A 19624-nucleotide genomic window follows, 5' to 3' on the forward strand; every position below is an offset into this window, starting at 1 on the left:
TACGGGTAACTTAGTATCGAAATGCGCTGTGGTCGCCAAATTGAAATCGAGAAAAGAAACTCTCTGAGTGGCTAAAACTCGCCCCAAGTAAGAAGCTGATGGTGTGGAACAAGCTTTGTTGCTCGGATCGGCGCCACCCATTTGCCCATCTCGCAAAATCGTCATCTTGCTCTTCTGCTTGCAGGCGGTTAAGCGGGCGGCATGACTGATATGCCGTTGACCGTCGCCGGACGGACCTTCAATTCTCGCCTGATTATTGGCACTGGAAAGTATGCATCTTATGCCCAAAACGCAGAGGCTGCGCGGGCCGCTGGTGCGGAAATGGTGACGGTGGCCCTGCGCCGCGTGAATCTCTCAAATCCGGAGGAAGATCGACTGCAAGATCACGTCTCGCCGGAGGAGTTTACCTATTTGCCGAACACCGCTGGCTGCTTCACGGCGGATGAGGCGGTGCGCACCCTACGCCTCGCGCGCGAGGCTGGCGGCTGGGATCTGGTGAAGCTCGAAGTTCTATCTGACCAGAAGACGCTGTATCCGGATATGGAAGAGACGCTGCGCGCGGCAAAGGATCTGATCGCCGATGGGTTCGAAGTGATGGTCTATTGCTCTGACGATCCGGTGTATGCGCGTAAACTCGAGGATGCCGGTTGCGCGGCGATTATGCCCTTGGGCAGCTTGATCGGGTCAGGCCTTGGGATTCAAAACCCGCTCAACATTCGCTTGATTGTGGAGCAATCCCGTGTGCCGGTCATCGTTGATGCAGGCGTTGGAACCGCTTCTGATGCGGCTCAGGCGATGGAGCTTGGTTGTGACGGCGTGCTAATGAACACGGCGATCGCTGAGGCAAAAGACCCCATTCTAATGGCCTCTGCGATGAAACATGCGGTGATTGCCGGGCGCGAGGCCTATCTGGCCGGGCGTATGGGGCGCAAACGGTATGCTGACCCCTCTTCGCCTTTGGCGGGCCTAATTTAGCTCTCCGCCAGCGCGGTTTCGATTAGCGCTTCAACCTGCGGAATGTTCGCACCAGAAACGTGCTCATTGCCAATGACAAAGGCTGGCGTTCCGGTAATGCCGAGTTCGCGGGCGAGGCTTTTCGCGTCGGCGACGGTTTTCTGTACTTCAATCGATTTCATATCCGCGCGCATTGTGTCGATGTCGATGCCAATTGATTCTGCGGCGGCATCGATCTGTTCAGGCCCGAAGCCGGAACCATTGTCGAGCTCCATCAGCGCCATATGCATCTCGATATATTTGTCTTGCTTTCCAGCGGCGATTGCTGCGAGGGCGGCTTTCTCGCTCTCGGCAGATAAGATTGGGAATTCTTTGAAAACAACCCGCACTTGGTTGTCGTATTTTTCTGGCAGTTCCGTTGCCCACTCTGCTGAGCGCTTACAGAAGCCGCAGCGATAGTCGAAGAATTCGACCACGGTCACAGGTGCGTCTGCGGGCCCGATGGAAAAGTCTGCCACATTGTTGATCAGAGCGTCTTGGTTCTCGGCAATAGCTGCGCGGGCTTGTTCGGCTTCTTCTGCGGCGCGCTTTTCGCTCAAGGCAATTAGGGCATCCTCGATAATCTCAGGATTTTCCATGATGTAGTCGGCGACGATTTTCTCGATTGCTTCTTTGTCAGCTGTGCCAACTTGCTCTTGCGCGCAGGCAGGGGTGAGCGCGATAGCGGTGGCGGCGAGGGCGAGGCTAAATGTGCGAGCCATATCAGAGTTCCTGAGGTTTGATTTCAATCATTATCCACGCAGATGCTTGCCTGAGTGTGAAAAGCAAGATGTCAGACCTGACATTTTCGTGATTTTTCTTAGCGGCGGCGGCGCCAAAACACTTCGTTTTCTGGCAAAGCAGGGTCGGTCGCGTTGCGAATATCGCCCGCTTGGCGGAAGGCGGGTGTGTTCGGTTCAAGCTCCAGCAGCGCGCGCTGGGCAAAAGAATGCGCGCGCGGATAATTGCCAATATTGTAAGCGGCTTCTGCCGTTGCGACTTGCGCCAGCGGCCGATTGTCTTGGGCTTCAAACACAATGGCGAGCTGCGTCCAGGCAAAGGCGTTATTAGGTTCTGCAATCAGCGCATCGCGCAGGGCTTCTTCGGCGAGTGCGATATCTTCAGGCTCATTGCGTTGAATCAACGACCGAGCCAGTGAGATCTTGATAAGTGCATTGTCCGGCAGCAAACGATTCGCTTCGATGAGTGGATCGATTGAATCAACCGGGCGGCCTGTCTCAAACAAGATTTGCCCTTTGAGCTCATGGAAATATGCGTTTTCGGGCTCTTCTTCGATCAGCGAATTAATTTCTTTAAGGGCGGTTCCAAGATCAGCGGCTTTCATGGCAGAGATTGCCCGGGCATAGCGTGCCGGCGCCGACAGATCCGTCGGGGGATAGTCTCTAAACACCCGAGCAGGTGGCTCTAGGAAGCCGACCAATTTTGCTTTCATCATGTCAAATTGCAGAGCGACGCGCGGGTCCTCCGGCTTGTCCGCAAGGCCTGATTCTTCTGCCAGCGTACGCGTTGTACGGACCCGGTTGGAAGACATCGGGTGGGATCGGAAATAGGGAAAACGCCGCGCTTCGGAGAGCACTTCTTGGTATCGAAACTTCTCGAAAAACTCGACAATTCCCATCGGCGATTGTTCCAGTTCCGTCAGATACTGAACCGCCATCGTGTCCGCCATGGCTTCTTCGGCGCGGGTATGGACGAAAAAGTTCAGCGCTGCGAATTGTTGAGAGCTGGCAATCAAGGCCGCGCCGGCATCTGGCGCGCCCGCGGCGATTGCCAAGACACCCAAGCCGATGGAAACAAGCGCCGGACGCGAGGCAATGCTGGCGGCTCGGGTCCGGGTGACGGTGTGACCGCAGGCAATGTGGCAGGTTTCGTGGGCAATCACGCCTTTCACTTGGCGCGCATTGTCGGACGCCATGATCAATCCGGTGTGGAGGTGAATGCGCTGCCCGCCGGCAACAAAGGCATTCAGGCTCGGATCATTGATAATATAGAGCCCAACGTCAGATGGCTCGAGCCCAGCCACCTCGAGAATCGGATCGGTCCACTCGCGCAAAGTTTGCTCGATTTCCGCGTCACGGATCAGGCTTTGGCTTAAAGCGGGCAGCGCCACACCAAGCCACAAAACCATTCCTAAAGCGATCGTTCGAAACGTTTTCATGATCCATCTGATCCTTTTGCTGGTTGCAAACTAAGCAACCGAATGTGGCTTGGCGAGGGCAGACGCTGCATCATGACGAAATTGTCAGGCAGTTTTCTCCGCGAAATCAAAGAATAAAGCGGGATTGATCGCGACACCAACAGTATCGCCAGCTTGAAGATTGGCGTCGACTTGGCAGACGGCGAACAGTTTTTTTGAGCCCGATGTCTCAAGTTCAATTTCAGAGACTGCGCCAGCAAGTCTTTGGCGGCGCACGTGAAAGCCGGTGCCTTCAGCGATCTGCAGCGCTTCTGGACGGTAAAAGAGCTGATCGCCTTTTGCGTCGATCTGGTTTTGCCAGTCTTGTGGAAGATCAGATCGCGAGATGGAATGCACTGGTCCCAGCGCTTTGGCGGCTTTTTCGTTCGTAGGGGTGCGATACAGCTCCGACGGCGCGCCGGTCTGGAGAAGCTCGCCCCGATCGATGATCGCGATTTTGTCGGAATGCACCAAGGCCTCATTCGCATCATGGGTGACCAGCAAAGACGGGATGCCTGAGGCGCGTATGGCTTCCAATGCGGCGTCTCTGACTTGATCGCGCATGGCTGGGTCGAGCCCGGAAAAGGGTTCATCAAGCAAAATCGCGACCGGATCAGGCGCCAGCGCGCGGGCAATGGCGGTGCGTTGCTGTTCGCCGCCCGAGAGTTGATGCGGGTAAGCGTCGATCCGGTGCGCGAGCCCCAAAGTCTCTATCCACCGTGTCGCACAGGCGGTGCGTTCGGGTGTTTTGAGGTGCCGCAGACCGAAAGCGACATTCTCGCGCACAGAGAGATGCGGGAAAAGCGCGAAATCTTGAAACACGAGTCCGATTTTGCGCTTTTCAATCGGGACGTGGGCGTTTGGACCTGAAAGCTCGTCTTGGCCGGATAGAATACGGCCTTGATCGGGGCGCTCCATCCCCGCAAACAGTCGCAACAGAGTCGTCTTCCCCGATCCAGATTGGCCTATCAGCGACGTGATCTTTCCAGGTTCCAGGCTGAGGCTAACCGCGTTCACCGCTCTATTGCCTGCAAAAGAGCGGCTGACCTGTTCGGCGATGAGGGGCGTGCGGGTCGTCATGGTCTTAAGTGCGCTCCGATTGTCCCAAACGCCAAGATAAGAGCAGGACCGGAGCCAATCCGGCAAGAACGATCAGCAGCGAAGGCAGGGTGGCTTGGGCGAGCCGTTCGTCAGTGGCATAGGCATGCGCGCGCACCGCGAGCGTATCCCAACCAAACGGGCGAAGCATCAAGGTTGCGGGAAGCTCTTTCAAGATCTCAACAAAGAGGATCAGGGCAGCAGCGAAAGCGCCTGGCGCAATCAAGGGCAGGTCCACGCGGAGGAATTGTCTGAGCCCAGTACTGCCGAGGCTCTGCGCCGCTAGATCGAGGTTTTTCGGGAGTCGGGCGAGCGAGGCTTGGATCGGCTCAACGCCGGCAGATGTGAAGCGGCTGACATAGATCCAAACCAGAAAGCCTATCGCAACTGCGCCCGACAGCGCCTGTCCGGTTTCGCGTAGGATAAACAAGGCACCGAGGCCGAGCACAGCCCCTGGCGCGGCATAACCTGCGGCGGCGATCAGTCGGGTGGCGAGCTGCAACGTTGCGCTCCGCTTTGAGGATAGGGAAAAGATGATTGCCGCCAAGAAGGCCATGGTCGCGCCCATGGTGCCGAGCATCATCGTCGCGCGGATCAGCGGCCAAAGGTCGTTTGCGCTCGCGCGGTTTTCGAGCGCCAGCCAAAGCAAGCGGACCATTGGGGCCGCAAAGCAAATCAGCAAAATCGTGGTGCACAATGCGGTCGCGCCCCAGGCAGGAGTAGATGAAAGTGTCGTCCGTGCTGAGGTGCTCCATCGCGAACTCGTTTGCTGCGTGCCGCGCTGTCCCTGAAATAAACGTGCCGCGATTAGGAACGCGCCTGCGATCAGGATTAACATCAGCGCGAGGCGGGCGGCGGTGTTCGGCTCGCCAAAGGATTGCCAGGATCGGATGATGCCCACGCCGAGTGTCTGGATGCCGAGGAAGTCCGCGGCGCCATAGTCTGCCGCCGCTTCCATCAGCGCGAGGCATAAGCCGCCAAGAATGGTCGGCAGCGCGATCGGGAGGCCCACGCGCCAGAACAGTTGGAGCGGGTCTGTGCCAAGACTACGAGCGGCTTCGAGCGTGGTGCGTGATTGCATCGAGAAGGCCGCACGTGCGGTGATGTAGACATAAGGAAAGAGGGTGGTCGCCAGGACAAAGGCCAAGCCTGGCGCGCTAAACAGGTTCGGAAACCAATAATCGCGCGCCGACAGGCCGGTCATGTCACGGATTGACGATTGCAATGGTCCCGCCACCCCCATCAGATCCGCCCAAGCATAAGCCATCACATAGCCCGGCATCGCCAAAGGCAGGATCATTGCCCAGCTGAACAGGCCCCGTCCCGGAAACTCATATTGGCTGATTAACCAGGCGGCCGGAACTGCAAGACCAAGCATCATGATGGCTGCAATCAACAACACGATAAGCGTTGTGAGTGTGTGAGGCAGCAAGCGGTTTTGCAGAATATGATCCCAAGTCGCACCGTCTCCGGCGGTCAGGCCCGCAAACACAGCTGCTAAAACGGGTAATCCCACCAATGCCACGATGAGCAAAGGCGGGATTGTCCGAAGAGATAGAGTTGCGTGCCGCATTTAAAACCGAGACTGGCCGCTTCTGAACTTAGTTCCAACCTGCGAGATCAAAGAGTCTCTGCGCATCGGCCTGGTTTTCGCCATAGACATCAAGATGCGTGTCCGAGGGTGTGAAGCTCGGGACTTGATCGACGCCGTCTGGCAGAGGTGTCGAGGCCAAAAGCGGCAGCTCTTTGGTGTCGCGTGTGATGTAAGATTGTCCGGTTTCGGTGAGCAGGAATTCGACGAATTGCTCGATCAACGCCAAGTCATCTGCGGTTTTAGTGGCGGCGATGCCCGTAATGTTCACGTGAGAGCCGGAGCCTTCGACAAATTCCGGGATCAGGAATGATGTGCTCGCCGCGACGTCTTGGTCGGCTTCGCTTTCGCTGGCCCCCAGACGGATCCAATAATAGTGGTTTACGATCGCGATTGAGCACTCGCCAGCCGCAATGGCGCGGATCTGATCGGTGTCGCCGCCTTGCGGATTGCGCGCCATATTCTCGACTACAGCACTGGCCCAGCCTTGTGCTTGCTCTTCTCCGTAACGATGGATGATTTCGCCCATCAGTGACAGATTGTAGATGTTCGAGGAGGAGCGAACGCAAATTTCGCCAGTTTTGTCGGCTTGGGCGAGCGTGTCCCATGTTGAGAGCTGATCGGCGCTCCACCGGTTTGGATCATAAGCGATTCCGCGAATTCGGCGAGCAATGCCATACCAATGATTGTCGCTCGCGCGATAGGTTTCAGGCACGGCCATTGCCAGCGCTTCACTTTCGAGCGGCTGGGTTAATCCAGCGTCTTTGAAGCGCCATAGGCTGCCTGCATCAGCGGCAATAATCACATCGGCCGGGCTTTGGTCGCCCTCGGCTTTCATGGTTTCGAGGAGTTGGCTGGCGCCGGCTTCCCGAACGTCCAATTGCACACCAGTTTCTTCTTCAAACATCGCGTATAGCGTTTTGTCCGAATCATAGTGACGCGAGCTATAAATGGTTAGCGTCTTTTGCGGCTCAGTTGCCGTTTCAGCCGTCGATGTTTCAGTAGGATTGGAACAAGCCGCGACTGCTCCAATGAGCAGGCTGAGGCCGGTGAGCGTGTGAATAGCTTTGATCATGATGTTTCCTTCTCACAAATGAGAAGCATTCGCAACTGGAAGTTTTGCCCAAGCCTGCGACAAGTGGTGCAGTTTTTGCATTAACTCTGAATGCGCCAGCTGGACGGGCGCTCTTGCATTGGTAAACTCATACCAATTCGCAAGAATAGCGAGGACAAACTGTGTGGGGGAAGTATGACAGAAATCATACTCGATTTGGGACCGGTAAACACCGTCGATGAAACCGCTTTCGCACAAGCAATTGACCGCCTAGCCCTATGGCAGGCGTCACGCAGCGGGCGGGCGTATAGGAATCGCGATGCGCCGGGCGTGATGATCAAAACCGTATCTGACGCGCGTGGGACATTGCGCAAGTCGGTTATTTTTCAACGTCAAGAATGGGCTTCTGCCTTTATCGGCTTTTGGGAAGCTGAACGCGCTGCCAGCTAATTCTATCAGATATGCGTCAACGCGGTAGCTCGAACGGTTGGGGCTGTTAAACACGTTCTATGAGCGAACGCACCGCCTCCATTCAATCGATTGCCATTATTGGTGCCGGAATTATCGGCCTGTCTTGCGCGCTCGAACTGGCCGATCGCGGCGTTCGCGTCACGCTTTATGAAAAGCAATGGCCGCCGCGAGGGGCAAGTTGGGCGGCAGCCGGCATGCTCGCACCGGCTTTTGAAGCGATTGGCGTCGCCGGAAACCATCCCGGCCTGTTTGAGCTTTGTGATGCCAGCGCACGCTTGTGGCCGGATTGGGCATCCCGTTTAGAGGCGCGAACCGGCAGGCCATCTGGATACAATTCTGGCCCGTCATTGGCGCTCGCCTTTGATGCGGAGGCGGCGCAAAAACTTGCATTGGTGCAGCGCGCGCTCGCGGATCATGATCAGGCGCCCAGCAATTGCACAGAGAATCTCACGCGCATTGACTCCAGTGTTGGAGCGGGCGTGCAATCTGCTCTGCTCTTACCGAGTGATGGTCAGGTCGATAACCGGCTCACCCTCGCTGCGCTGGTTGCGTGTATCGAGACGCATGATTTGATCCGCGTGCAGATTGGAGATGCGTCCTTAGCTTGGACCGGAGCAAGGGCAGATCATGCAGGTCACGATGCCACGCTGCTGACAGCTGGCTGGCAAACTGGCGCTGTGAAAGTCGCACGCGAGAATGATCAGATAGATATCCTCGAGCTCGATCCTCTCTTAGCGGAGATTGGGCCGATTGGCGGGCAAATGCTGGCCGTGGCGCCGATCGAAGGTGGGCCGCGCATGACGATTCGGTCGGGGCATGTCTATATCGTGCCGAAAGCCGACCGGATCATAATTGGCGCGACCAGCGAACCAGGTCGCGCGCTCACACAGCCGGTCGCTGACCAAATTGCGGCGCTTCGCGATCAAGCCATCCGGATCTGCCCAATTCTTGAAAACGCTCCCATACTTGAGAGCTGGGCCGGGGTCCGTCCCGGATTGAAGAACCATGCGCCCTTGCTTGGAGAGACGCAGATTGAAAAAGTGTTCGTCGCTGCCGGGCATTATCGGAACGGGATTCTGCTCGCTCCGCTGACCGCGCAGATCATGGCTAACTTGATCATTGATGGAAAAACCAGTCCGCTGACGGAAACTTTTGCGCCAAAAGCGCGATATGTAGAGCAGCTGTGACGCCTCGTCAGAGTAGACGGCGAATTCGTTGCGTCATAGATCTGCGGCGATAGGAGAACTCATATGCATACGATTGGCCCGCTCAGCGAAGATCAACTCGCCATTCAGGATGGTGTTGCGCGTACTGTGGCGCAGTTTGACGACGAATATTGGGCCAAGACGGATGAGACGGGCGATTGGCCTGAGGCGTTTTGTGATGCCATGGCGGAAGGCGGCTGGCTCGGCATTGCGTTTCCGGAAGAATATGGCGGCGCTGGCCTTGGGCTGACGGAAGCGGCGCTGATGATGCAAACCGTGACGCGGTCAGGCGCAGGCTATTCCGGCGCTTCGGCGATCCACCTGAATATCTTTGGGCCAAAGCCGCTCGAAAAATTCGGCAATGAAGAACAGAAACAAGAGAACCTGCCGAAGATTATCTCTGGGCAAGAAAAAATGTGTTTCGCGGTGACGGAACCAAATTCCGGTCTCGACACGTCTTCGCTAGAAACCAAAGCAGAGCGGACAAATTCAGGCTACACGATCAATGGCCGCAAGATTTGGACAACCGGGGCTCAGCGCGCTGATAAGATTCTGATCATCGCGCGAACCACGCCGAAAGAAGAGTGTTCGAAACCCTATCTCGGGCTGTCGCTGTTTTACACTGATCTCGATCGCGGGAAGATTGAAGCCAATCCGATCCCGAAAATGGGCCGCAAAGCGGTGGAATGTAACACGCTCTTCATCGATGGGCTCGAAGTGCCGAAAGAGCATTTGATTGGCGAAGAGGGCGCTGGGTTTAAATATCTAATCCAAGGGCTCAATCCTGAGCGGGTCCTGTTTGCGGTTGAGAGTATTGGGCTTGGCTTCGCCGCGTTGGAAAAAGCGACCACCTATGCCAATGAACGCGTCGTGTTCGGGCGTCCGATTGGTCAGAACCAAGGGATCGCGCACCCGCTTGCCAAGGCCTGGGCCGAGCTCAGCGCCGCAGAGCTGCTCGCATACAAAGCAGCCGCTCTGTTTGATCAGGGTCAAGAATGCGGCGCTGAAGCGAATGCGGCGAAATATCTTGGCACAGAAGCCGGGTTCAAGGCTTGCGAGACCGCCGTTCTGACGCATGGCGGCATGGGTTATGCGCGCGAATATCATGTTGAACGCTATATGCGCGAAGCCATGCTGGCGCGGATCGCCCCGGTCAGCCGCGAAATGATCTTGAATTTCATTTCTGAACGCGTGCTCGGGCTGCCGAAGAGTTATTGATAGCACGGATGACGGTCTAATCCGTTTTCCGCGGCGCAATCAGGCTGCGGAGCCAGCCCCAGCTTGTATTGCCGCGAAGCGTGTCGCGATACGCGGTGTCGAAATAGCGATCGACGCCCTCGGCATCGGCGAACATATCGATCCGTGTGCGCGTGATTTCGGCAGGATCTATCGTCCGGACGACGGTCGCTGGATTGCCCACGGCAATCGAATTCGCAGGCACGTCTTTTGTCACCACGGCGCGCGCGCCGATGATCGAATTTTCGCCAATCGTCACGCCTTTGCCGACAAAGGCACCATCACCGACCCAGACATTGTCGCCGAGCGTGACCGGCTTGGTTTTGCCGTGCACATCGGTGCGGTCATAGACGCCGTGCCAATCGCAATCGGTGACCGTGGAGGCGTGACCAAACATGCAGCCCGATCCGATCGTAATCCGCTCGCCAGCCATTATCCGTGTGCCCGGGGCGATCAGGCAAGCGTCGCCAAAAGTCAGCTCTGCCGCGCCCCCCGGCGGGGCCCAGCAGGTCAGACGAACCATCGCATCTTTCGCGGCCACCACATGTAGGCTCGCGCCTGCTTCAATCCCAGCGCCGAACAGTTTGATTGCCCACGGGTTTGCCATCCGCCAGTCGGGTCCCAATCGGTCGAAATGGGGCACAATTCTGCGAGCCGCATAGCGGTGATGATGGCGCAAGTTTAGCCGGTAGAGCCAATAAGGGCGGGCGTCGCGTCTCATTCGGCTCGTCGCGTCTTTCGCTTATTCCGCCGCCGGGCGGATGTCGCGCTCTGGATCGAACAAGCCAAGATCAGGCTCAGCGGTCGCATCTGGTTCGACCTGACGCCCCCTTAGACGGGCCACCATACGGCGGCGCCAACGTCCCATCTTGGCCGGAGCTGCCAACCAAACCGGCGTCACGATCAAGGTCAGCATGGTCGAAAAGCCTAGTCCGAACACCACGGCGGTGGCCAAAGGCACCCACCATTCAGCGGTGATTCCGCCAAAGCTGATCGCGCCTTCGCGGAAGTTTACATTCATCATGAAGACCATTGGCAGAAGGCCGCAAATCGTGGTCAGCGTCGTCAGCAAGATCGGGCGAATACGTTGCGCGGCGGCGGCGATCGCGGCCTCCTCGCTCGTCCGTCCGTCGCGCTGCAGGCGCTGGAACGTATCGATCAGAACGATATTATTGTTCACCACAATTCCAGCCAGGGCCACCACCCCCGTTCCGATCATCAAGATCGAAATGTAGGGCAGGACGAGCTGGATCCCGATCAGAACCCCGGCGGTTGAAAGCACGACCGCTGAGAGCGTCAGCACCACATGGTAGAAATTGTTGAACTCCCAAAGCAGGATAATCCCCATCAAGAATAGCGCGGAAAGGGCCGCGACTCCAAAGAAGGCTTCGGCTTCGGCAGCGTCTTCATCCGCGCCTTCGAATTGGATATCGACAGCAGGGTTGATGTCCGCCGCGGCGATCAGTTCTTTGAGCTCAGCAACCTTGGCGGCGCCTTCGCCCTGCACGACCGCATTGGCGCGGACCAAGACGATCCGTTTGCCGTCTCGGCGCTCAATTTTCGTGACTTTTTGTGCTGGTTTACGCTCGACAAATTGCGCCAGCGGAACTTGGCCGTTCGGGGTGGCGATGCGCAGGCGATCTAGGGCCTGAACGCTTCGCTCGCTCTCGGGCAAGCGCACGCGAATATCAATCTCGTCGAGGGCGTCATCCGGGCGATAGCGCCCCACGAGGATACCATTGGTGACCAATTGCACAGCAGCGCCAACTTGGCTGACATCGACGCCAAACTTTCCGGCTTGGGCGCGGTCGACTTCAAGCTGGTATTCGATGCCTGGAAGCGGACGACTGTCTTCAATCTCGCGCAAGCCATCCATTGAATCGACCAGGGCACGAACTTGCGCTGCAGTTTGCATCAAGGCGACGCCGTCATTTGAGCGCACAGCGACTTGCAGATCTTTGCCAACCGGCGGACCTTGCTCCAGCTTACGGACTTCGGTGCGCAGGCCGGGAACCCCCACCAGTTCATCGCGGATCTGTTGTTCGGTGATCCGGCCATCATAGCCGTCTTCGCGATCTTTGAGATTGATCAATACGCGGCCGATCGTGTCTTGGGGTGGCGAACTGACGCCATCGAAGTTGAACGATCCTGAACCTTCACTGCCAGAGGTCGAAGCCAATGACTCAATCCCATCAATCGGCAACAGGCGTTCAACGACGCGATCTACGATCACGTATTCTTCGTCGGCCGAGAGATTGCCTTGCGCTTGAACGAAGACATAAATTTGCTCCGGCTCCACATCCAAGAATAGTTCAGATTTGTGCGTCGTAGATCCGAACCACATGAAGATCGAAATGATCAACGCGATCGCGCCAAAGGTCACCAAGAAGGGGCGGGCGATCAGGGCAGAGGTTGTACGTGCATAGCGTCCAAACCAACCTGGCGCTTCGAGCGGGTCGCCAGATGCACCGGAGACTTCGACCAAGCCATTATTGGTTTGATCTGTCCCGCGTCCACCAATTACTGAGCCTAAGACCGGCAAGAAGATCAATGCCATGACCAGCGATGCGACCAGAACGAAGATGAGTGTGATGGGCAGGTATGACATAAACTTGCCGACCAGGCTGTCCCAGAACAAAAACGGGAAGAAGGCCGCTAAGGTCGTCGCAGATGAGGCAACGATGGGCCAAAACATCCGTTTCGCTGCCATGCCATAAGCTCGTTTTCGGTCGAGCCCTTCGGCCATTTTTCGGTCCGCATATTCGACCACAACGATGGCGCCATCGACCAGGATTCCGACCGCGATGACCATGCCGAACATCACCATCATATTGATCGTGTATCCGAACATGCCGAGCATCAGGAAGGCCATGACGAATGAACCCGGGATGGCGAGGCCTACCATGCCGGCAGAACGCAAACCAAGCGCTGCTACCACAATAATCATCACCAGCACCACGGCCACCGCGATGGAGGCTTGGAGTTGTCCAAGCTGATCATCAATCATCTCTGACATGTCGGACGTCAGCGTGACATCAATCGTCTCTGGCCAACGAGTTTTCGACTGCTCAACAATTGCTTCAACGTCCGCGACCGTGTCGAGAATGTTCGCGCCAGTCCGCTTGACGATCTGGATCGAAACCGCGGGTTGCCCGTTAAACTTGGCGTAGCTCTCGCGGTCTTTGAAGGTCCGGCGAACGGTCGACACATCTGCCAATGTGATCGTCGCATCGCCATTGGTTTTGATCGGTAGGTCAAACGCGTCTTGTGCGGTTTTGATGAGGCCTGGAACCTTAACTGGGAAGCGACCTTCGCCCATATCGATCCGGCCCGCTGGGACAAGCCGGTTATTGTTTGCGATGACTGCGAAGATCTCTTGGTAAGAGATATTGTAGGTCTCAAGTTTTGCAGGATCTACGGTGACTTCGAGCACTTCTTCTCGGTCGCCGCTGAGGCGGGCCTCTAAGACGCCCTCCAGACCTTCAAGCTCTTCTTGGAGGTCGAGGCCGATTTTGTACAAAGTCCGCTCAGGTGCGTCGCCATAAAGGTTGATCGCGAGGATTGGAAACAAAGAGGCGTTGATCTCAGTAATGATCGGCTCACGGGCTTCGTCCGGAAACTCGCGCTGGGCCAAGTCGACTTTTTCTTGCACGTCTAGAACGGCCTGATCCTGATCAAAGGAGACATCAAATTCGATAATGATTTGACCCGCGCCTTCGAGACCAAAGGAGTCGATTTGTTTGACCCCTTCAATGCTTTGTAGCTCGCTTTCGACAGGACGTACTAAGAGCCGCTCGGCATCCTCCGGCGAAACCCCTTCAAGCGGGATTGTCACGCCGACAAAGGGGATCGGCACGTCGGGATCGGCTTCTTTTGGCAAATTGATATAGGTCAGCGTCCCAGCAATCAGAGCGACCACTAGGATGGCGAGGACCATACGCGCGCGTCCAATGGCGCCGTCGATGAGACCATTCATGCGCTACAATCCTTCGCCAAGACGGGTCGATACTTCGACCCCTTCTTTCAGATAGTCTTGTCCAGCCGCCAAAAGGTTCACCCCTTCCGGGAGGCCCGTGACCCATATTCCATCAGGCGCATCATCAATAACGCTGACTTCTGCGAACTGAACCAAATCGGCGTCATCGACATAGCGAACACCAACGCGGCCATCATCATGCAGAACCAGCGTCGCAGGCGTAGTCAGAATGGCAGGAACTTGACCGAGTTTCAGCTGCACCGTCGCGGTCAGGCCAGCGGCAATTTCTGTCTCTGGGTTCGGGATCTCGATCTCGACTCTGAACGTGCGGGTTTGCGGATTGGCCGTGCGCGCGACAAAGCGAACCGTACCGGAGGCTTGCAGACCCGTAGCAAAGGAAACGTCGACCGGCTCACTTGTATCGATCGCGCTCAGTTGCGCTTCGGTGGCGTCCACCGCAACGATGATTGGGTCGAGATCGACCAAACGTCCACAGGCTGCGCCGACCGACAAAAAGTCGCCGCGTTCTGCCATTCGGGTTTCAAATACGCCTTTAAACGGCGCAGTGATGCGTGTTTTACCGATTTCGATTTTCGCAGCAGCAAGCGCCGCCTCGGCGCCATCGAGCGCTGCTTTAGTTGCGGCCGCGCGATTTGACGTGGTCCAGCCTTTTTCTTCAAGTTGGCTTGCCGCGTCATGATCTAAGCGCGCTGAAGCGACCGCCGCTTCAGCTTCCGCGATACGGGCGGATCGGCTTTCGACATCAAGGCCGCAAAGCACGGTGCCTTGGCCGACCAATTGTCCTTCGCGGACGCTTGCATTGATTACGGTGCCCATTGTCTCTGAGCGGACGGTAACTTCACGATCAGGTTCAGAGCTGCCTTTGAGCGAGGCCACGATTTGATGCGGCGTCAAAGTCGCTGGATAGACGATCACCTCCGGGATGGCGGCCGCTTGCGTGGATGCTTCAGCGCTTTGATCGGCAGGCGCAGTTTCTGCCGGTGCGCGGGTGACTCCTCGAAACACAAAATAGGCGAGGAAAGCGAGGAGGATGAATCCGGCCGTTCGGACCGAACTTGGAAAAGATGGCATGGGAGGATGCCTTTCTGCGCAGGTTGGCAATTCGCCATTATTATTATGGTTAATCGAGATACGATCGAAAGATTTCCATTCGGGAAAACTTGCGTGTAACTTCGTTAAACCAAGTGCCGTTATAATTTACTTTTAGGCAGAAATAGACATTACGAACAGTCGCAGGCGTTTTTGCCGCGTTTTTTCGGTCCAGTGCAAAGTTGTTTTCTCAATAAAAACGGAGACTTAGCGGCCGTTTCGACGTTTTTGTCTTTGCTCGTCTTCTTTGAAAATCCACGCCACATCGAGCTCTTGCAGCCATTCTGGCAGCTTTTTGGCGCGCTCTTCCGGTGATGCCTGATTGGACATTGCGTTCGAGCCTGCCAGCTGATCTCGGGTCGGGAACGTGATAATCTTTGAAGCCATGATAGCTTCAAAGCAAATTCGGTGCCGGTTCTAGGCGTCATCCCCGGCTTCATAGCGTTCAGCGATTTGCGCGCCCATTTGATTCATCATCTCAAATAACGCGTCTGGATTCGATTGGCGTTGCTGTGCTGCCTCGAGTTCCATACCTTTGGCAAAGATCAGTTCAGGCGTTTTCGCCTGGATCGCTTTTAAGATCTCCCCAGCGAGATCCGCCGGGTCATCCCCGCCATCGATATTCGCGTCGGACTTTCCGCGCGAAGAGCCGTCCGCTGTCAGTGCATTCCGCGAAACATTGGTCGCGACTGAGCCGGGCAGGACGTTTGTGACGTGAATATTGTGGCGCACCGAAACTTCAGTGCGGAGGGAGTCCATGTAGCCAATCAGACCATGTTTTGCGGCAGCGTACGCGGTGCGCAGCGGCGGGCCGATGCGACCCGCCACTGAGCTGATCGCGATAATGTGCGCGCCGCCTGCGGCCACCATTTTCGGGAGCTGCAGCTGGGTTAGCCAAATTGGCGCGATCAAGTCGATATTGATCAGATCGGTATAGACCTGCGGATCAGTCTTGATGGCGAGGCTGCGTTGGCTAACGCCAGCATTGTTGACCAGAATGTCGACATTGCCTGCCCAGGCCCAAGCCTCTTCCACTTTGCTTGCCAGAACACCATAGTCGGTCACCTCAAAAGGCAGGATAAGCGACTCGGTCGGCAGCTTGTCCGCTACGGCCTGAAGGGCCTCCGTGCGCCGACCTGACAATACGATCTTAGCGCCAGCTTCGGCCAGCGCTTTCGCGAGCGCCTCGCCAATGCCTGATGATGCGCCTGTGATCCAAGCTGTTTTTCCTGCAAAATCAGACATGTTTTCCTCCGAAGCCAGTTTTCAACATGGTCTACTATTCGACACCGAAGCGGATGTGGCTAGGGGGGAAGTCGCGACAAGAGAGGTGAATTGACTCCGCCGCCGGTGCGCGCGACAGGTCTGCGCAGGCTTTGGGAAGGTGTCTTCTCAAATATGAGAGGCGATCTATGGCAAGGTTTCTGCCGGACCGATTTGTAAGCTTGATGATCCTGGCCGCGGTGCTGGGATTTTTCCTGCCAAACCTCGGCGCCAGCGATGGGCCATTGCACCTTGGACTGGTCACTACGCTCGGGATATCGCTCGTCTTCTTTCTACATGGCGCTAATCTGGCGCCTGAAAGCCTCGCAGCGGGCGTCAAGAATTGGAAAGTTCACGCGCTCATTCAAGCTACGACTTTTGTATTGTTTCCAATCCTCGGCGGCCTGCTTTTTTTCGCGTTAGACGGCGTGATGTCAGAGTCGTTGCGGCTTGGGTTTTTCTTTCTCGCGGCGTTGCCTTCGACAATTTCATCGTCTGTGGCGATGACTGTGATTGCGAAAGGCAATGTGCCAGTTGCGGTGTTCAATGCGACCTTGTCTGGATTGCTCGGCCTCATTCTGACGCCAGCGATGGTGTCATTGGTGACGGTTACCGGGGTGATGCAATTCTCGCTCCTCGACGCGATGGGCAATATTGCGCTGATGCTGCTGGCGCCATTCGCGGTCGGACAATTGGTGCGGCCGCTGATCAAGCAAGCGGTGATCAAATATAAATCGGTGCTGTCTCTGCTCGATCGCAGTGTGATCCTGTTGATCGTTTTCACCTCATTCGCGACCTCGACGGCAGGCGGAATTTGGACGCGGTTTTCCGTTGGCGAGATTGTGGCAACGGTGGTGCTGGTTTTAGTGCTGCTTGCGATTGCTTTTGCCATGACGGTTTGGCTGTCGCGGCGGTTCGGCCTGCCAGCAGAAGACGAAGCGGCGATTGTGTTTTGTGGGTCGACCAAGAGCCTCGCCAATGGGGCGCCGATTGCGCAGATCTTGTTTGCTGGATCCCCGCTGCTTGGCGTCATCTTGCTACCACTAATGCTGTATCACCAGCTGCAATTGGTGGGCTGCGCGGTGCTCGCACAGCGCTATTCAAAACAAATTGAACCAGCGGCGGCTTGATAAAGCTCGCGGCTTCGCGTTCTTTGCTACTCAGCTGATAAACAAGGGTCATTTCGTGGATCATAAAACGCGCCTCATTCAATATGCCGAAGCTCTGCCCAAGGCTGAACTGCACCTTCACTTAGAGGGCAGTCTTGAGCCGGAAATGCTGTTTGAACTGGCCCAGCGCAATCGTGTAGATATCCCGTTTCCGACGGTAGAAGCAGTGCGCGAGGCCTACCAGTTCAACCAGCTGCAAGACTTCCTCGATATCTATTATCAAGGCATGGGCGTATTGCAGACCGAGCAAGACTTTTTCGATCTGACCATGGCCTATCTGCGCCGAGTGGCGGCGGATAATGTGGTGCACGTCGAAGTCTTCTTCGACCCGCAAGGCCATACCGAACGCGGTTTGCCGTTTGATGTGGCGATTAGCGGGATCACCCAAGCGCTCGATGTTGGTCAACATGAGCTCGGCGTTAGCTCAGAACTGATCATGTGCTTCCTGCGCCATTTGGAGGAAAGCGATGCGATCGAAACGCTGAAAGCGGCTGAGCCATGGATGGATCATATTATCGGCGTTGGCCTCGATTCTTCTGAGGTCGGCCATCCGCCGTCCAAGTTCGAGCGCGTTTTCAATATGGCGAGCGACGCCGGGCTGAAATTAGTGGCCCATGCCGGGGAAGAGGGACCGCCGGAATATGTCCATGAGGCTTTGGATCTGTTGAAAATCGATCGGCTCGATCATGGCAATCGCTCGCTCGAAGATGCCGATTTGGTGCGCCGGCTCGCGGATGAAGAGATGACGCTGACGGTTTGTCCGCTCTCGAACCTGAAACTCTGCGTGGTGTCAGACATGGCCGAGCACCCGATCAAGCGGATGCTGGACAGCAATTTAAAAGCTATGATCAATTCTGATGATCCGGCTTATTTTGGCGGCTATGTGAATGAAAATTTCCGAGCCATTATTCGCGCGTTGGACCTGACGGATGCCGACATAAAGCGCCTCGCGCTGAACAGTATTGAAGGCAGTTTTTTAGACGATGCGGCTAAGCAAAAGCATATAGCCGCGATCGAAGCGGTGACCTATTAGCGCCAGCGCAGATTGCTGCGGTTAAGTTCGCTGACAGACGACACGCCCATGAGGCGCATGTCGCGTTCCAATTCTGTTTTAAGGTTGCCCAGCGCGCGTTCCACGCCGGCTTGGCCCGCAGCCGCAAGCGAGTAGAGATAGAAGCGCCCACCCGAGACGGCTTTCGCGCCAACAGACAGCGCTTTCAGCACATGCGTGCCGCGCTGAACGCCGCCTTCGCAGATGACATCGATCTGGTCGCCGACCGCGTCACAAATCTCAGCCAATTGATCAAAAGGCGCCCGCGAGCCGTCGAGCTGGCGGCCGCCATGATTGGATACCATGATACCGGTGCAGCCAATATCGACGGCGCGTTTGGCGTCTTCCACGCTCATGATGCCTTTTAGCGCAAACTCGCCATCCCATTGCGCGCAAAGTTTCTCCGCGTCTTTCCAGTTCATCGTTGGGTCGAGCATGGTCGAAAAATACTCGCCGACAGACACAGCGAGATTGGTGCCTTCGCTGACATGGCCAGATAGATGCGGCATGTCGAACCTGTCTTTGGTAAGAAAGTTCCAGGCCCAGGACGGATGTGCGGCAAAGCTAAACATGGAAGACGGCGTGAGGCGCGGCGGGGAAGTGAACCCCGTGCGCAAGTCTCGTTCTCTGTTGCCGCCCGTGATCGTGTCGACCGTCAGCGCCATGACATTGAATTGCGCGGCCTTCGCGCGCTCTAATAAAGCGTCATTTAAGCCGCGATCTTTGTGGAAGTAGAACTGGAACAGTTTCGGGCCGGGGGCGAGCTCCGCGATCTCTTCCACCGTTACTGTCGCAAGAGATGAGACGCCAAACATCGTGCCGAACTTGCTTGCGGCTTTGGCAACGGCGCGCTCACCTTCATGATGAAACAGGCGCTGCAAGGCCGTTGGCGCGCAATAGAAGGGCATATCGAGTTTCTGGCCCATGACTTCGACCGACATGTCGACCGCTTCAACGCCATTCAGAACATTCGGGACCAGGTCGACATCTTCGTAAGCTGCCGTGTTCCGACGATAGGTCACCTCATCATCGGCCGCGCCATCAATATAATGGAAAATCGGCGCGGGCAGTCTTTGTTTGGCCAGGCGGCGAAAGTCTGCGAAATTATGGCAATCTGTAAGGCGCATATGAGTTCATCCTTGCGGTGGCGAATGCATATAAGAAACCAGAGCGAAATCAATGGCAGGCGGGCTGTAGCAAAGCTTTGCTT

General features: G+C 56.4%; 17 protein-coding genes. 6 read left to right on the forward strand and 11 right to left on the reverse strand.

Translation table 11 applies throughout. The annotated features are described in order from the left end of the window. The first annotated feature begins 201 nt into the window (after positions 1 to 201). Entirely contained in the window at positions 202 to 975 is a 774-nt protein-coding gene (locus tag MY069_RS15905; protein WP_482794770.1) for a thiazole synthase, read from the forward strand. On the opposite strand, the gene MY069_RS15910 is transcribed toward MY069_RS15905, so the two are convergent. The 5 genes from MY069_RS15910 to MY069_RS15930 all read right to left on the reverse strand — a co-directional run bounded on the left by MY069_RS15910 (position 972) and on the right by MY069_RS15930 (position 6954). Then, positions 972 to 1715 (reverse strand): DsbA family protein, encoded by a 744-nt coding sequence (locus tag MY069_RS15910; protein WP_482794771.1) that lies wholly within the window; start codon positions 1713 to 1715, stop codon positions 972 to 974. The genes MY069_RS15905 and MY069_RS15910 overlap by 4 nt on opposite strands. A 98-nt stretch (positions 1716 to 1813) precedes the next feature. Beyond that, a complete protein-coding gene (locus MY069_RS15915; RefSeq protein ID WP_482794772.1) occupies positions 1814 to 3172 on the reverse strand; it encodes a M48 family metalloprotease in 1359 nt (452 codons plus the stop codon). Positions 3173 to 3256: 84 nt separating this feature from the next. Further along, positions 3257 to 4270: an ABC transporter ATP-binding protein gene (locus MY069_RS15920; protein WP_482794773.1), complete on the reverse strand. Its 1014-nt coding sequence runs from the start codon at positions 4268 to 4270 to the stop codon at positions 3257 to 3259. Positions 4271 to 4274: 4 nt separating this feature from the next. After that, positions 4275 to 5861 carry an ABC transporter permease gene (locus MY069_RS15925; RefSeq protein ID WP_482794774.1) on the reverse strand — a complete coding sequence of 529 codons (1587 nt, stop codon included), beginning with the start codon at positions 5859 to 5861 and terminating at the stop codon, positions 4275 to 4277. Positions 5862 to 5889: 28 nt separating this feature from the next. Then, the gene (locus MY069_RS15930; RefSeq protein ID WP_482794775.1) at positions 5890 to 6954 is read right to left on the reverse strand and encodes an extracellular solute-binding protein; all 1065 of its coding nucleotides are present in this window, start codon (positions 6952 to 6954) and stop codon (positions 5890 to 5892) included. 174 nt (positions 6955 to 7128) lie between these two features. On the opposite strand from MY069_RS15930, the gene MY069_RS15935 reads away from it, so the two are divergent. The 3 genes from MY069_RS15935 (at position 7129) to MY069_RS15945 (ending at position 9827) form a co-directional block, all read left to right on the forward strand. After that, positions 7129 to 7383: a hypothetical protein gene (locus MY069_RS15935; protein WP_482794776.1), complete on the forward strand. Its 255-nt coding sequence runs from the start codon at positions 7129 to 7131 to the stop codon at positions 7381 to 7383. A 59-nt stretch (positions 7384 to 7442) separates the two neighbouring features. Further along, positions 7443 to 8591 (forward strand): FAD-dependent oxidoreductase, encoded by a 1149-nt coding sequence (locus MY069_RS15940; protein ID WP_482794777.1) that lies wholly within the window; start codon positions 7443 to 7445, stop codon positions 8589 to 8591. Positions 8592 to 8654: 63 nt separating this feature from the next. Beyond that, positions 8655 to 9827 carry an acyl-CoA dehydrogenase family protein gene (locus MY069_RS15945; protein ID WP_482794778.1) on the forward strand — a complete coding sequence of 391 codons (1173 nt, stop codon included), beginning with the start codon at positions 8655 to 8657 and terminating at the stop codon, positions 9825 to 9827. Positions 9828 to 9843: 16 nt separating this feature from the next. Here MY069_RS15945 and MY069_RS15950 read toward each other — a convergent pair whose 3' ends face one another. From MY069_RS15950 to MY069_RS15970, 5 genes are all read right to left on the reverse strand, one after another. Further along, positions 9844 to 10566, reverse strand: coding sequence for an acyltransferase (locus MY069_RS15950; protein WP_482794779.1), 723 nt, complete (start codon positions 10564 to 10566; stop codon positions 9844 to 9846). 21 nt (positions 10567 to 10587) lie between these two features. Continuing rightward, positions 10588 to 13821 (reverse strand): efflux RND transporter permease subunit, encoded by a 3234-nt coding sequence (locus MY069_RS15955; protein WP_482794780.1) that lies wholly within the window; start codon positions 13819 to 13821, stop codon positions 10588 to 10590. Between the two features lie 3 nt (positions 13822 to 13824). Then, positions 13825 to 14913 carry an efflux RND transporter periplasmic adaptor subunit gene (locus tag MY069_RS15960; protein WP_482794781.1) on the reverse strand — a complete coding sequence of 363 codons (1089 nt, stop codon included), beginning with the start codon at positions 14911 to 14913 and terminating at the stop codon, positions 13825 to 13827. Between the two features lie 225 nt (positions 14914 to 15138). Next, positions 15139 to 15318, reverse strand: a complete 180-nt coding sequence (locus MY069_RS15965) for a hypothetical protein (protein ID WP_482794782.1) — start codon at positions 15316 to 15318, stop codon at positions 15139 to 15141. Between the two features lie 30 nt (positions 15319 to 15348). After that, positions 15349 to 16176 carry an SDR family NAD(P)-dependent oxidoreductase gene (locus MY069_RS15970; protein WP_482794783.1) on the reverse strand — a complete coding sequence of 276 codons (828 nt, stop codon included), beginning with the start codon at positions 16174 to 16176 and terminating at the stop codon, positions 15349 to 15351. Between the two features lie 167 nt (positions 16177 to 16343). On the opposite strand from MY069_RS15970, the gene MY069_RS15975 reads away from it, so the two are divergent. Continuing rightward, complete coding sequence (locus tag MY069_RS15975; RefSeq protein WP_482794784.1) at positions 16344 to 17324, forward strand: bile acid:sodium symporter family protein; 981 nt, start codon at positions 16344 to 16346, stop codon at positions 17322 to 17324. Positions 17325 to 17379: 55 nt separating this feature from the next. Continuing rightward, on the forward strand, positions 17380 to 18396 hold the full coding sequence (locus MY069_RS15980; protein ID WP_482794785.1) for an adenosine deaminase: 1017 nt from the start codon (positions 17380 to 17382) through the stop codon (positions 18394 to 18396). Here MY069_RS15980 and MY069_RS15985 read toward each other — a convergent pair. Next, a complete protein-coding gene (locus MY069_RS15985; RefSeq protein WP_482794786.1) occupies positions 18393 to 19541 on the reverse strand; it encodes an alpha-hydroxy acid oxidase in 1149 nt (382 codons plus the stop codon). The genes MY069_RS15980 and MY069_RS15985 overlap by 4 nt on opposite strands. Between the last annotated feature and the right edge of the window lie 83 nt (positions 19542 to 19624).

Source organism: Hyphomonas sp. ske169 (genome assembly GCF_056850855.1).

Excerpts from the sequence above, each read along its gene's own strand:
- MY069_RS15910 (WP_482794771.1), bottom strand. The coding sequence starts at position 1,715 with ATGGCTCGCACATTTAGCCTCGCCCTCGCCGCCACCGCTATCGCGCTC.
- MY069_RS15940 (WP_482794777.1), top strand. The coding sequence starts at position 7,443 with ATGAGCGAACGCACCGCCTCCATTCAATCGATTGCCATTATTGGTGCC.
- MY069_RS15905 (WP_482794770.1), top strand. The coding sequence starts at position 202 with ATGACTGATATGCCGTTGACCGTCGCCGGACGGACCTTCAATTCTCGC.
- MY069_RS15985 (WP_482794786.1), bottom strand. The coding sequence starts at position 19,541 with ATGCGCCTTACAGATTGCCATAATTTCGCAGACTTTCGCCGCCTGGCC.
- MY069_RS15960 (WP_482794781.1), bottom strand. The coding sequence starts at position 14,913 with ATGCCATCTTTTCCAAGTTCGGTCCGAACGGCCGGATTCATCCTCCTC.
- MY069_RS15925 (WP_482794774.1), bottom strand. The coding sequence starts at position 5,861 with ATGCGGCACGCAACTCTATCTCTTCGGACAATCCCGCCTTTGCTCATC.
- MY069_RS15920 (WP_482794773.1), bottom strand. The coding sequence starts at position 4,270 with ATGACGACCCGCACGCCCCTCATCGCCGAACAGGTCAGCCGCTCTTTT.
- MY069_RS15915 (WP_482794772.1), bottom strand. The coding sequence starts at position 3,172 with ATGAAAACGTTTCGAACGATCGCTTTAGGAATGGTTTTGTGGCTTGGT.
- MY069_RS15945 (WP_482794778.1), top strand. The coding sequence starts at position 8,655 with ATGCATACGATTGGCCCGCTCAGCGAAGATCAACTCGCCATTCAGGAT.
- MY069_RS15965 (WP_482794782.1), bottom strand. The coding sequence starts at position 15,318 with ATGGCTTCAAAGATTATCACGTTCCCGACCCGAGATCAGCTGGCAGGC.
- MY069_RS15935 (WP_482794776.1), top strand. The coding sequence starts at position 7,129 with ATGACAGAAATCATACTCGATTTGGGACCGGTAAACACCGTCGATGAA.
- MY069_RS15975 (WP_482794784.1), top strand. The coding sequence starts at position 16,344 with ATGGCAAGGTTTCTGCCGGACCGATTTGTAAGCTTGATGATCCTGGCC.
- MY069_RS15950 (WP_482794779.1), bottom strand. The coding sequence starts at position 10,566 with ATGAGACGCGACGCCCGCCCTTATTGGCTCTACCGGCTAAACTTGCGC.
- MY069_RS15970 (WP_482794783.1), bottom strand. The coding sequence starts at position 16,176 with ATGTCTGATTTTGCAGGAAAAACAGCTTGGATCACAGGCGCATCATCA.
- MY069_RS15930 (WP_482794775.1), bottom strand. The coding sequence starts at position 6,954 with ATGATCAAAGCTATTCACACGCTCACCGGCCTCAGCCTGCTCATTGGA.
- MY069_RS15955 (WP_482794780.1), bottom strand. The coding sequence starts at position 13,821 with ATGAATGGTCTCATCGACGGCGCCATTGGACGCGCGCGTATGGTCCTC.